10 protein-coding genes are annotated in these 12,845 nt (G+C 71.4%); 7 read left to right on the plus strand and 3 right to left on the minus strand.

The window, feature by feature from the left end:
- Positions 1–393: 393 nt before the first annotated feature.
- On the minus strand, positions 394–1,311 hold the full coding sequence (locus tag ACWEN3_RS27395) for a MurR/RpiR family transcriptional regulator (protein ID WP_452976052.1): 918 nt from the start codon (positions 1,309–1,311) through the stop codon (positions 394–396).
- Between the two features lie 77 nt (positions 1,312–1,388).
- The gene (locus tag ACWEN3_RS27400) at positions 1,389–3,221 is read right to left on the minus strand and encodes a phospholipid carrier-dependent glycosyltransferase (protein WP_452976054.1); all 1,833 of its coding nucleotides are present in this window, start codon (positions 3,219–3,221) and stop codon (positions 1,389–1,391) included.
- A gap of 200 nt (positions 3,222–3,421) precedes the next feature.
- Between ACWEN3_RS27400 and ACWEN3_RS27405 the strand changes: the two genes are divergently transcribed.
- Together ACWEN3_RS27405 and ACWEN3_RS27410 are read left to right on the plus strand one after the other, a co-directional pair.
- Positions 3,422–4,393 carry a GlxA family transcriptional regulator gene (locus ACWEN3_RS27405; RefSeq protein WP_452976056.1) on the plus strand — a complete coding sequence of 324 codons (972 nt, stop codon included), beginning with the start codon at positions 3,422–3,424 and terminating at the stop codon, positions 4,391–4,393.
- Positions 4,394–4,403: 10 nt separating this feature from the next.
- On the plus strand, positions 4,404–5,039 hold the full coding sequence (locus ACWEN3_RS27410) for a DJ-1/PfpI family protein (protein ID WP_452976058.1): 636 nt from the start codon (positions 4,404–4,406) through the stop codon (positions 5,037–5,039).
- On the opposite strand, the gene ACWEN3_RS27415 is transcribed toward ACWEN3_RS27410, so the two are convergent.
- Positions 5,026–5,496, minus strand: coding sequence for a MarR family winged helix-turn-helix transcriptional regulator (locus ACWEN3_RS27415; protein WP_452976060.1), 471 nt, complete (start codon positions 5,494–5,496; stop codon positions 5,026–5,028). The genes ACWEN3_RS27410 and ACWEN3_RS27415 overlap by 14 nt on opposite strands.
- A gap of 67 nt (positions 5,497–5,563) precedes the next feature.
- On the opposite strand from ACWEN3_RS27415, the gene ACWEN3_RS27420 reads away from it, so the two are divergent.
- The 5 genes from ACWEN3_RS27420 (at position 5,564) to ACWEN3_RS27440 (ending at position 12,796) form a co-directional block, all read left to right on the plus strand.
- Positions 5,564–6,004, plus strand: coding sequence for a hypothetical protein (locus tag ACWEN3_RS27420; RefSeq protein ID WP_452976063.1), 441 nt, complete (start codon positions 5,564–5,566; stop codon positions 6,002–6,004).
- Positions 6,001–7,587 carry a multicopper oxidase family protein gene (locus tag ACWEN3_RS27425; RefSeq protein WP_452976065.1) on the plus strand — a complete coding sequence of 529 codons (1,587 nt, stop codon included), beginning with the start codon at positions 6,001–6,003 and terminating at the stop codon, positions 7,585–7,587. Before ACWEN3_RS27420 ends, ACWEN3_RS27425 begins: the two co-directional genes overlap by 4 nt.
- A gap of 178 nt (positions 7,588–7,765) precedes the next feature.
- Positions 7,766–8,455, plus strand: a complete 690-nt coding sequence (locus ACWEN3_RS27430) for a DJ-1/PfpI family protein (protein WP_452976067.1) — start codon at positions 7,766–7,768, stop codon at positions 8,453–8,455.
- Positions 8,456–8,505: 50 nt separating this feature from the next.
- Positions 8,506–8,832, plus strand: a complete 327-nt coding sequence (locus ACWEN3_RS27435; protein ID WP_452976071.1) for a hypothetical protein — start codon at positions 8,506–8,508, stop codon at positions 8,830–8,832.
- 619 nt (positions 8,833–9,451) lie between these two features.
- A complete protein-coding gene (locus tag ACWEN3_RS27440) occupies positions 9,452–12,796 on the plus strand; it encodes a GH92 family glycosyl hydrolase (protein WP_452976069.1) in 3,345 nt (1,114 codons plus the stop codon).
- The last annotated feature ends 49 nt before the right edge of the window (positions 12,797–12,845 follow it).

Consider the following 12,845-nt stretch of genomic DNA (forward strand, 5'->3'; position numbering starts at 1 on the left):
CGGCGGAGACAGCTGCCGCGGGCCGGTAGGAGACGGCACCCGCGGTGGGCCATCGCGGCGGTGGTTCGACTGACGAGGCGTCACAGTCCCGGCGGCTTGGGGTGTTCGTTCGGGTGCCCCGGCCGTAGGGAACCGGCGCTGCGGAATGGCTTGCGTGCGCATGGGCGGTCCGTCGGCTTTCTCGGGGCGGTGTGCGAGCGGTGAGTCCGCGGGTGCGGGACGTGCCAGGAGTGGGCCGGGCGCGATCCGTCAGCAGAGTATTTATATATACCGACCGGTTTGCAAGACGTATGAAAACATTCATGCGCGATATGGGTGGAATGATCCCCCTCCAGGCGATCTCGGACCGCAGGATCTTCACAGACGCCCGGCTCGCGCCGAAGGACCGGCGGCTCAGTCCCTCAGGAAGAACTGGTGCTGGTCGGAGAGCTGCTCGTACTTCTCCAGCCGGGCCTGGGTGCGCTCCGGATCGGCGTCGGTCATGGCCTGCAGCAGCGCTGCGGCCATCACACCGGCCGCCGCGTAGGAGTCGAAGACCAGCCGCGAGCCGGTGCCCGTGGCGAAGGTGACGTCGGCCTCGTCGGCCACCGGCCCCAGGGCGAGGTCGGTCACCAGGGCGACCTTCAGCCCGGCACCGCGTGCCACCCGGACCGCCTGGAGCGTCTCCTGCGAGTGCCGGGGCATGGCGAACGCCAGCACCCAGGTGCCGCCGGCCTCGCGCGCCTGCAGCAGCGCGTCGTAGGCGACGCTGCCGCCCCGGGTCACCAGCCGCACGTCCGGGTGGATGCGGCGCGCCGCGTACCCGAAGTACTCGGCCAGCGACTCCGAGATCCGCAGGCCCAGCACGGTCAGCGGGGTGGAGCGCGACAGCTCGCGGCCGACGCCGATCACCCGGTCCGGGTCGGCGAAGTCGCGCCGCAGGTTCTCCAGGTTCGCGATCTCCGCGTCGACGGCCGCCTGCAGCTCGTTGGCACGGTTCTCCTCGGCCGCCCCGCCGGCCAGGGTGCTCAGCGCGATCGACTGGAGCTTCTCCCGCAGCGCGGGATAGCCGCTGAAGCCGACGGCGGCGGCGAAACGGGTGACCGAGGGCTGGCTGACCCCGACCCGGTCCGCCAGCTCGGTGATCGACAGGAACGCGGCCTCGGTGATGTGCTCGATCAGGTACTGGGCGATGCGGCGCTGCCCGGGCGACAGACGGGGCCCGTCGAACAGTTCCCTGAGCCGGGAGGTCGGGGCGGCCTCGGCCTCCGGCACGGTCTTGCCCGAGGTGATTGCTGATGCCTGTGCGCGGGCCTGCTGCGGCGAGGGCACCGGTCCGTCTCCTTTGTCTGCCACGAGCACTCAACATAGCTCACCGACCGCCGTGACCAGCGAGTTGAGGAGCGTGCTCACCGCCGGTAAAGGGTGATCGAGTGCCCCACCTCGCCGATCGGCCGGCTGCTGTCGATCAGCCGGGCGAGCGTGCCGCGCGCCTTGGCCACCGCGGAGTCCGACACCACCAGCAGCCCGTGCACCCGCGAAGGCGGCACGCCCCGTGGATCGGTGGCGTGAATCCCGTAGTACGACGGCACCCCGCTGCCCTTGTACACCAGCCATACCCGCTCGCCCGGATACCGCTGCCGGAGCCGGTCGGCCAGCCGGCCCAGGTCCTGCCCCCAGTCCACGTTGGAGTCGTGCAGCAGCCGATGGGTGTTCGCCGGGCCACCGAACGCCTCGTTGGAGTACGGCAGGTAGTACGGGAACGTCCGCAGCGAACTCACCGCCACGAACAGCACCAGCGCGGCCGTCGCCCAGGACGCCCGGCGCCGCCCGAGCCCCGGCACGGCGGCCGCCAGCACCGCGAGGAACATCGGCACGAACAGCGCGTACCGCGTCCCGAAGTCCCTCGACCCCGTCATCGCCGCCGCCAGCAGCACCCCGGGCGGCAGCAGCAGATACGGCGCCGCCGGCCGCAGCCGCCGCAGCGCCACGGCCGCCACGGCGCCGGCTGCACCCAGTGCCAGCAGCCCGAGCGGGGTCTTCACCAGCAGCGCGACCGGCAGGTAGTACCAGAGCGAGCCGGTGTACACACGCCCGAACAGAAAGCCCTGCCACGGCTGGTTCTCCAGCCCGAACTGCACCCGCATCCCGGCCCGGTACGCCGGGGGCAGCGGCAACAGGTCCACCAGCCGCCCCCGCAGCCCGTGCACGGCGGGGACGGGCTCGGCGGGGTCGAACCGCAGCCGCGGATCCACCACCAGATACGTCACCCACACGACGGCGACGGCCGCGACCACCACGACCAGCGCGCCCACGACCGCCGACATCACGAGCCGCCGACCGGCATCCGCGCTCCCCGGCGGCACCTCGCGGCGCCGGCCCGCACCCGCACCCGTGCCCGCGACCGCCGACAGCGCCCTTCGCCACCGGCCGGAATCCACGTCCGCCCGCTCCGTCAGCACCTTCCAGCGCCGGCCGCCGTCCGCCCGCGCGGTATCCGCCGACGGTTCCCGACGCGCGGCCGCCACGACCGACAGACCGGCCAGTGCCATCAGGACCGGTACGGCGGGCAGCGCGCTCATCTTGGTCGCGACGGCCGCGCCCAGGGCCGCACCCGCGAGGGGCAGGTACGGCATCGGCCGCCGGCGCGCCCGCCACACCAACCAGGCCGAGGTCAGCACGAACCCGGTGACGGGCACGTCCAGCGTGGCCAGCGAGCCGTGTGCGATCAGGTCGGGGGAGAAGGCGTACAAGGCGAGGGCCACCAGCCCGCCCGGCGTCCCGGCCACCTCGCGGGCGAACGCGAACGCGACCAGCCCGAACAGCAGCGTCAACGCGATCACCGGCAGCCGTGCCCACAGCATCAGCCGCCAGGGGTCGTTGCCCGACTCGTACAGCAGACGGCGGCCCACGTCGCCCTGGGTCCCCGTGGACGAGGCGTCGTAGCGCGGGTCCGCCACCGCCACACCGGCCTCGATCAGCAGCTTGCCCAGCGGCGGATGCTCGGGGTTGTAGCGGATGCGGTGCTCGTGCAGATAGTCGGTGGCCGTCGCCACGTACACCGGTTCGTCGATGGTCGGCGTCTGCCGGAGCGCCGTCGTCACCATCGCCGCCGCCATCTGGGCCAGGAGCAGCACCACGAGCGCCGGGACCAGCCACCGCCGGTGCCGGCGCACCCTGCCGTCCGGCCGTACGGGCTCCTCGACGGGAGCCTCACGTGTCAGGAGTGCGCGCGCCATCATCCGCCCCGCGGTGCCGCAGGCCGGGCGTCACCGCTTCACGAGTCGTACCGGCAGACCCTCCGCCGTGTAAACGGGTACGGCCCGCGGCCGGTCGGGGTTCACCTCGATCGGGGACAGTCCGGGGGGTCGAGCCCGGGATGGCAGGAATGGTGGGGTATTCGTCATTGCGGCCATCGTGGCCGGCGCGAAGGATGGATGCCATGACACAGCGGTCCGTGCTGGTCGTCGTCTTCGACGGCGTGCAGAGCCTGGATGTGACGGGCCCAGTGGAAGTGTTCACGGGGGCGGGGCGCCACAGCGGCGATCCGTACGAGATCCGCACCGCCTCGCTCGACGGCGCCCCCGTCCGTACCTCGAGCGGGCTCACCCTCGTCCCGGACCGCGCACTGCCCGAAGCCGGGACGCCGCACACCCTGCTCGTCCCGGGTGGCGAGGGCACCCGGGACCCCGCTCCCGGTCTGATCGACTGGTTGCGGGAGCACGCCGGGCACGCCGAGCGCATCGTGTCCGTGTGCAGCGGCGCGCTGCTGCTGGCCGGGGCCGGGCTGCTCGACGGCCGTCGGGCGACGACACACTGGTCGCTCTGCGACCACCTGGCCAGAACGTACCCGGACGTGGACGTCGACCCGGATCCGATCTTCGTACGCGACGGAGCCATCGCCACCTCCGCCGGAGTCACCTCGGGCATCGATCTCGCGCTCGCCCTGGTCGAGGAGGACCACGGCAGGGAGGCCGCGCTCGCCGTAGCGCGCCATCTCGTCGTCTTTCTCCGACGCCCGGGCAACCAGGCCCAGTTCAGCGCCCAGCTCGCCGCCCAGACCGCCCGGCGCGAACCCCTGCGCGAGATCCAGCAGTGGATAACCGAGCACCCGGACGCGGATCTGTCCGTCGAGAGCCTCGCGGGGCGCGCCGGTCTCTCGCCCCGGCACTTCGCCCGCGCCTTCCAGTCGGAGACCGGGACGACACCGGGCAGGTACGTCGAGCGGGTCCGCCTGGAGCACGCGCGGCGGCTCCTCGAAGACACGGCCGACGGCGTCGGGGAGATCTCCCGCACCTGCGGCTATGGCACCCCCGAGGCGATGCGCCGCGCCTTCGTGAAGGCCCTGGGCACCGCTCCGGCCGAATACCGCCGCCGCTTCCGCCCTTACTCACCCTCCGGACTCGCCCACTGAAAGGCCGATCATGCAGATCGCGATTGTCCTCTTCGACCGCTTCACCGCACTGGACGCGGTCGGTCCGTACGAGATGCTCTGCCGCGTGCCCGACGCCGAGACGGTCTTCGTCGCGCAGCGGCCGGGTCCCGTACGCAACGACCGCGGCGACCTCGCGCTCGTCGCGGACAAGGCACTTGAGGAGGTGCCGCACCCCGACATCGTGCTGGTGCCCGGCGGCCCGGGTCAGTCCGCCCAGATGGAGAACGAGACACTGCTCGACTGGCTGCGCACCGCCGACGCCACCAGTACCTGGACGACTTCGGTGTGCACGGGATCGCTCCTGCTCGCGGCGGCCGGCCTGCTCGAAGGCCGCCGGGCCACCTCGCACTGGCTGGCACTCGGCACCCTTGCCGAGTTCGGCGCCGAGCCGACCGGCGAACGCGTCGTCACCGACGGCAAGTTCATCACCGCGGCCGGGGTCTCCTCCGGAATCGACATGGGCCTCACCCTGGTCGGCAGGGTCGCCGGCGACGAGTACGCGCAGCTGGTTCAGTTGGGGACCGAGTACGACCCCCGGCCGCCGTACGACGCGGGTTCGCCGCACAAGGCCCCCGCCGCGCTCGTCGAGGAGCTCCGCGCCCAGAGCCGGTTCATCCTTCAGTAGGGTGCTCTGCCCTGATCGCGGTGAAGCGTTCCAGGAGCGTGCACAGCAGCTCTTGGTCGTCCTCCGTCATGCGGTCGAGGAGCCGGGCGCCCACCTCGTCGCTGATCCGTGACGCGTCGGCGAACACCGCCCTGCCCTTGTCGGTCATCTCCACCGCGTACGCGCGCCGGTCGGCGGGGGAGGGCCGTCGTACGGCCAGGCCGCGGGCTTCGAGGTCGTCGACCGTGCGCACCATGGCCGACTTGTCGCTGCCGGTGAGATCGATGAGCTGGCGCTGGCTGAGCGGTCCGTGGGTGCCGAGGTTGAGCAGGACGCCGTAGTGCCGGCCCTCGATGCCCAGTGGACGCAGAGCCTCGGTGAACACCCGCGCCGCACGGCGTTGCGCGAGGCGCAGCAGTGGGCCGATGCGCGCGGGACCGGTGCCCAGCGCGGGGGAAGGGGAGTCGGGCGCGTTCATCAGCGACCAGCATAGGGCAGCCGAGATTGGTTCCAACGGGATAGTCTCATGTGGCACTATCTCGTCCATGCCTATCATTGCTGTGCGTCGTCGCTGGACGCTCGTGCTCTTCCGGGTCGTGGTGACCTGCGAGGCCGTCCTCGCGCTCGGGCAGGCGGTTCTGGCCGGCAGTTTCCTGTCCGGTCACTACCAAGCCCTCGACCTGCATGCCCTCAACGCCACGGCCACGGGGCTGACCGCGGCGGCCCAGACCGTGGCCGCGTCGCTGCTGTGGCGACCCGGCGGCGGGCCGGGCTGGCCGCTCTGGGCCGGCGTCGGGCTCTTCGGCGCGGAGGCGGGGCAGATCGCCATGGGGTACACCCGGGTGCTCGCCGTGCACGTCCCGCTGGGTGTGGCGATCATCGCCTGCACCTTCTTCATGCTCGTCTGGGCCTGGCGCCCGGCGGCAGACCCGGACGAGCAGGTCCCGGCGGCAGCCCCGGACCGTGTCGTCGAGGAGCGCGCATGAGCGGGGGCATCGCCAGACGTCGTCTGCTCGCCGCCGCCGCCCTCGGCGGGGGCGCGCTCGCCGCGACCGGATGGGCCGTGGCCGGAGGGTCCCTGACGCCGGGTCAGCCGGGGCTTCTGCTGCGCAGCCGGGTCCCCTTGCCGCGGCCGTACGCCGTGCCGCTTCCGGTCCCGAGGGTGCTCGCGCCCGTGCGCTCCAGCGGTACGACGGACGTGTACGAGATCGTCCAGCAGTCGGCACGTCTCCGGATCCTTCCCGGGCTGGAGACCCCCGCCTGGACCTACGGCGGCACCTTCCCCGGCCCGACCCTGGTGTCCCGTTCGGGCCGCAGGACGGTCGTACGGCACCGCAACGAACTGCCACATCCGACCGTGGTCCATCTGCACGGAGGGCACACGCCCGCGGGCAGCGACGGCTATCCGACCGCGCTGATCCTGCCGCGCGGCGGCGGCGACTCGTACGCCGACCGCATGGCGGGGATGCCGGGCATGTCCGGGACGGCCGATCCGCGGGACGAGGCCGCGGGCGAGCGGACGTACACGTATCCGATGCGGCAGCGGGCCGCCACTCTCTGGTACCACGACCACCGCATGGGCTTCACGGGATCGAACGTCTGGCACGGTCTCGCGGGTTTCCACCTCGTCCACGACGACGAGGAGGAGACGCTGCCCCTGCCCCGCGGCGAACGGGACATCCCCCTGATGATCACCGACCGGGCCTTCGGCGCGGACGGATCCTTCCGGTACCCCGCCCTGGACGCCGCGCAGCGCGAACCCGGTGTCACCGGCCCGTACATGGACGGTGTCCTCGGCGACGTCGTCCTCGTCAACGGGGCTCCCTGGCCGGCTCTGGAGACACAGCGGCTGCGCTACCGGCTTCGCCTGCTCAACGCCTCCAACGCCCGCCGCTACCGGCTGGCACTCGAGCCACCGCCGCCGGGCGGGGGCGGTCTGGTGCAGATCGGCGGCGACGGCGGCCTGCTGGAGAGGCCGCTCGCGCACGACGACCTGGACATCGCCCCGGCCGAACGCTTCGACGTCATCGTCGACTTCTCCCGCTACCGGCCCGGCACCCGCGTGCGCCTGGTGAACCGGCTGGGCAGCGGCGGCACGGCGCACGTCATGCGTTTCGACGTCTCCACGGCCCGGCCGCCGGCCGAGGACACGCGCATACCGGATCGGCTGTCCACGATACCCGCGCCGCGGCCCGAGCGGGCCGCGGCGACCCGTACGTTCCACTTCCAGCGCCGGGCCGGATCCACCGGCTGGACCATCAACGGCCGTCCCTACGAGCCCGGCAGGCCCCTGGCCGTCGTCCGGCTCGGCACCACCGAGCTATGGCGATTCGTCACCGACTTCCATCACCCGGTCCATCTCCACCTCGACCACTTCCAGGTGACGGCCCGCAACGGCCGCTCGCCCGGCCCGTACGACGCCGGCTGGAAGGACACGGTGGACCTGCGTCCCGCCGAGTCCGTGGAGATTGCCACCCGTTTCACCGACTACCCGGGCCGGTTCATGCTGCACTGCCACAACCTTGAGCACGAGGACATGGCCATGATGGCCGACTTCGTCACGGAGTGAACACCTCGGTCGCGTGATTCCAGGGGTGTCACACCTCGGTCAGGCATGGCCTCACTGGCGATTATCCGTGGCATTTCGGCAATGACGCCGCTGGGAGGTGTGCCGGAGGCCGCATAGCGTCGGGGATGTCCGCAGCCCGGGTCCGGGCCGGTTTCGACGTGATTCCCGAGGAAGCGAAATGCACGTTCAGATCGTCTTGTTCGACGGCTTCGACCCGCTCGACGTCATCGCCCCCTACGAGGTGCTGTACGCGGGCGGAGTCGCCTCCGACGGCGCGGTGAGTGTGGAACTGGTCTCGGCCGAGGGCCCCCGTGAGGTGGTCAGCGGCACGGGAGGGCTGGCGCTGCGAGCCACGGCCACCCTGGACCCCGAACGCCCGGGCTGCGTCCTGGTGCCCGGCGCCTCGGGCCGCGTCGGCGAACCGGGCGAGGAACCCGGCGAGGACCGGAGGGCCGTCGAGGAGGGCGAGGACGAGCTCATCCCCGTACTCCTCGGCCGCACCCTGACCACTGAGCTGCCGGCGCTGTTGAAGGCGGCGATGGAAGAGCCGGACGTCACGGTGGCCACCGTGTGCGGCGGCTCGCTGGTCCTGGCCATGGCAGGCCTGCTGGAGGGCCGTCATGCCACCACCCACCACATGGGTCTGGACCTGCTGGACGCCACGGGCGCCCATGTGGTCGACGCCCGGGTCGTCGACGACGGTGACCTGGTCACCGGCGGCGGCGTCACCTCCGGACTCGACCTCGGCCTGTACCTGCTGGAACGCGAGGTGGGTCCCCGCGTCGCACACGCCGTCGAGCAGCTGTTCGCCCATGAGCGGCGCGGTGTCGTCTGGCGCGCCCAGGGACCGGTGCCCGCCTCCTTCTGACCCCGCCCCCGCTCTGCTCCCCGCACACCGTGAGGAAGTACCCCACCATGCTGTCCGCCGAAGGCACCTGGGATCTGACCATGTCCACCCCGATCGGCCGGATGAAGGCCGTGATCGAACTCCACCGGCGGGACGGTGTCCTGACCGGTACCGCCCAGGGGTCGGGCGAGGAGGTTCCGCTGACCGACGTCGTCCTCGACGGCGACCGGCTGGCCTGGAGGCAGGCCATCAGCAAGCCCATGCGGCTCAACCTTGCCTTCGACGTGACGCTCGACGGGGACACCCTCACCGGCACGTCCAAGGCCGGACGGCTCCCGTCCACCCGGATCACCGGCGAGCGGCGCGGCGTCCGCCCCGAGCCCGCCGCCGGGGCGTGACCGTGGGCCACCTCAAACCCGTGACCCGCGGACCCGTATCGTTGCCCGTCGCTTTCGCGATGCGGGAGCCGTCCTCAACGAGTCGGTCGTCCATGCGCCGTTGAGCGTTCGAGGGCTCCTCGACGGTGTCGGCGTGGTGGCGGAAGAGTGCCGTACGCGGCGGCTCAAGGGCGCCGTCCCCTCCGCCCCGCCGACCGACTCGCCGGGGTGCTGAAATGGGCCGTTCTTCTTCCTCGGCCGAAGAGTCCCGCGTGGGGTACGGCCCGGGGCTGACCCCTCGTCCGCCAGGCGTCCGGGACCGCCGGCCGGCCGCGGCGGCGCGGGGCCGAAAGACGCGGACCGCGAACTTCGCGCTCAGAAAGTGCTGTTGGCCTCGTTGACATGCCGTCGGCCCACGCGTTTCACTCGACACTCGTGTATGGCAACGTTGTCAGGCCGCCACCCGGAGCGGTCGACAACGTTGTCCGTCACTGACGTCCGCGTCCTTCGGCACGTCAGCACCTGTGCGAAGCACGAACCGCTGCGGAGGCAACCGATGGTCAGACCCCGACGTTCAGCTGCGCCACGTAACCGAGAAAGACTCCGCCAACGCCTGGCAGTGATCTCCGTGTTGGGCCTCGTGGCACTCCCGCTCCCGGCGATCGGGGACGCCTATGCCGCGAGCGCCGCGCGACCGGCCCTGGTGGACGACCCCGCGTCCCTCGTCAACCCCCTCATCGGCACGTCCGGAGAGGTGGACACCTTCCCCGGCCCCGACATGCCGGCCGGCATGCTGCAGTGGGGTCCCGACACGACGCCCGACCGCCCCTCAGGCGGCGGCTACGAGTACAACGACAAGAAGATCTCGGGCTTCAGCCTCACCCACGTCTCGGGACCCGGCTGCGGCGTCGCCGGCGACCTGCCCGTCCTGCCGGTGACCGGCGCTCTGTCGGGCAACCTCGGCAGCGCGTCCGTCGGCTTCAGCCACGACGACGAGCAGACCGGCATCGGGTCCTACAAGGTCACCGACGCGAGCGGGGTCACGACCCGGCTGACCGACACCACCCGCGCGGGCCTCGGCACCTTCACCTTCCCCACGGGCAGCCAGGCGAACCTGCTGTTCAAGCTCAGCGGCGGCGCCACCCGGGTGGACGGCACCCGCGTCCAGGTGGTGAACAAGAAGGAGATCAGCGGCTCGATCGACAGCGGTCACTTCTGCGGCGCCGGCAACCGCTACACCCTGCACTTCGACATCAAGTTCGACCAGCCGTTCACCGGCAGCGGCACCTGGGTCGGCAGCACCATCAACCCCGACGCGAAGTCGCTGAAGGCGGGCAGGGCCCAGCAGAACCTCCAGACACACCCCTCGAAGCCGCTGAAGGAAAGGCACTTCACCGTTCCCGCGGCCCCGTCCCCGACCGTCCACGGCAGCGCCGGCAAGTCCTCGGGCACGCCGTCACCGGCCCCGAGCGCCGACGCGGCACCCCGGACATCGGCCGCGGGCAAGACCGCCGCGGGCACGTCCGCCCAGCCGCCCACGACGGGCGCGAACGGTATGTACCTGACCTTCGACACCTCCGCCAACCCGACGGTGAGGGCAAAGGTCGGCATCTCCTACACCAGTGACGCCAACGCGGCGGACAACCTCACGACCGAGATCGGGAACTGGGACTTCGGCGCCGTCCAGCAGGCGAACCACGACGCCTGGAACGCGGTGCTGAACAAGGTCCGGATCGGTGGCGGCTCCGCGGACCAGCAGACGCAGTTCTACACCGCCCTCTACCACGCGCTGCTGCACCCGAACGTCTTCTCGGACGACAACGGCCAGTACATGGGCATGGACAACCAGATCCACAAGCTGGCCGGCGGTCAGCGGGCGCAGTACGCCAACTACTCGGGCTGGGACACCTACCGCTCCCAGACCCAGCTGATGGCGATGGTCGAGCCCAAGGTCACCAGCGACGTCGTCACGTCGATGCTCAACGGCTACGACCAGACGGGTCTGCTGCCCAAGTGGGCTTCGAACAACGGCGAGAGCTACGTCATGGTCGGTGACCCGGCGGCCGGCATCATCGCCGACTCGTACGCCTTCGGCGCCCGGAGCTTCGACACCGGCAAGGCCCTCGCCGCCCTCCAGCACGAGGCCACCGCCCCGAACAACGACCGCCCGGGCGAGTCGGTACGGGACGCCAAGGGCTACCTCCCGCTGGACGAGAACGACTACAACTGCTGCAACTTCTACGGCCCCGTCTCCACGCAGCTCGAGTACGACTCCGCGGACTACGCCCTCGCCGCCTTCGCGAAGTCGCTGGGCAGCACGGCCGTCTACGAGAAGTTCGCCACCCGTGCCCAGGACTGGATGAACGTCTTCAACCCGCAGACGGGTTACATGCAGGCGAAGGACAAGGACGGCCAGTTCGCGGGCGGCTTCACCCCTGGTACCTCCAACGGCTTCGTGGAGGGCACGTCGGCCCAGTACACGCCGATGGTCCCCTTCAACCTGCGGCAGCTCATCCAGGCGCGCGGCGGCGACAAGCCGTACTCGGCCTTCCTGGACAGCCTGCTCGACAACATCACCGACCCCGGCAACACCAACGCCAACCTGAGCAACGAGCCCAGCGTGGAGATCCCCTGGGAGTACGACTACACGGGCCAGCCGTGGAAGACCCAGCAGGCCGTCCGCGAGGCCCAGCAGAACCTGTACTTCAACGCGCCGGTGGGGTCGTTCGGCAACGACGACCTCGGCGCGATGAGCTCCTGGTACGTGTGGTCCGAGCTGGGCATGTACCCCGAGACCCCGGGCACGGACACCCTCGCTCTCGGCAGCCCGGCGTTCCCGGTGGCCAAGGTGACCCTCGCGGGCGGCAAGACGGTCCAGATCAACGCGCCGCAGGCGGCACCCGATGCCCCGTACGTGCAGTCCCTCGACGTCAAGGGCAAGGCGTGGAACGCTTCCTGGCTGACGTACCAGCAGTTCAAGGGCGCGGGCACGGTCGACTTCACCCTCGGCACCCAGCCCGACAAGTCCTGGGCCGCCGACCCGTCGGCGGTGCCGCCGTCGGACACCACGGGCGGCGACCACGTCCTTGCCGCGACCGGTCCCACCAGTGACGGCCTGGTGCTCCAGCCGGGCGCGTCCGGTGACGCCACGCTCGACCTCACCAACCTCGGCGGCAAGGACGTCACCGTCGACTGGAAGGCGACGGCCGCCTCCGGCGTCACGGTCGACCCCGCCTCCGGGTCGGTGAACGTGCCCGCCTCCGGCAGCGCCGAGGCGAAGGTCCATGTGACGGCGGGCGCGAGCGAGGGAACGTTCCCCGTCACCTTCGCGCTGACCGACCACAGCACCGGGGCGGCACTGAGCGGGGCGGCCCTCCGCGTGGCCGTGGCCAAGGCCGGCGCGCTGTGGCCGTATGACACCAACGAAGGCATCTACCCCGACGGCGCGAGCTTCTCGGGCGGCTTCGACGACGGCGGCTGGGCGTTCTCGCAGAACGCCCTGTCGGCGGCCGGCGTCACGAGCGGCTCCACCGTCACGGTCGACGGCGTCTCCTACACCTGGCCGACGGTGACGTCCGGTCACCTGGACAACCTGGAGATGGCCGGCCAGACCATCCCGATGCCGGCCGGCACGTCGGGCGCGTCGCTGGGCCTGCTCGGCTCCGCGACCAACGCGCCGACCGACGGCAGCGGGGTCTCGGGCACGATGACCGTCACGTACACCGACGGCACCACTTCGAAGGCGCCGGTCGGCTTCTCGGACTGGACGCTCAACGCCGGTTCGAGCAAGCCGATGACGGGTGACACCACGGCCGTCACGACGGGCTACCGGAACACCGGCAGCGGAGGCCGGGACGGCGTGAAGACGTACGTCTTCGCCACGAAGATCCCGCTCGACGCTTCCAAGCAGGTCGCCTCGATCACCCTGCCCGTGACGGGCTCGACAGGCACCGACCACCTGTTCGCCTACGGCTTCGGCCAGTGAGACCCGGCGGACGCTGACGACGGCGGGCCGGTTCCGGGGCGCGAGCCCC

The sequence above is a fragment of the Streptomyces sp. NPDC004561 genome, from assembly GCF_053602155.1.

Bases quoted from the DNA above. Each gene is read 5' to 3' on its own strand.
- ACWEN3_RS27420 (WP_452976063.1), top strand. From the start codon at position 5,564: ATGCCTATCATTGCTGTGCGTCGTCGCTGGACGCTCGTGCTCTTCCGG.
- ACWEN3_RS27405 (WP_452976056.1), top strand. From the start codon at position 3,422: ATGACACAGCGGTCCGTGCTGGTCGTCGTCTTCGACGGCGTGCAGAGC.
- ACWEN3_RS27425 (WP_452976065.1), top strand. From the start codon at position 6,001: ATGAGCGGGGGCATCGCCAGACGTCGTCTGCTCGCCGCCGCCGCCCTC.
- ACWEN3_RS27415 (WP_452976060.1), bottom strand. From the start codon at position 5,496: ATGAACGCGCCCGACTCCCCTTCCCCCGCGCTGGGCACCGGTCCCGCG.
- ACWEN3_RS27400 (WP_452976054.1), bottom strand. From the start codon at position 3,221: ATGATGGCGCGCGCACTCCTGACACGTGAGGCTCCCGTCGAGGAGCCC.
- ACWEN3_RS27430 (WP_452976067.1), top strand. From the start codon at position 7,766: ATGCACGTTCAGATCGTCTTGTTCGACGGCTTCGACCCGCTCGACGTC.
- ACWEN3_RS27410 (WP_452976058.1), top strand. From the start codon at position 4,404: ATGCAGATCGCGATTGTCCTCTTCGACCGCTTCACCGCACTGGACGCG.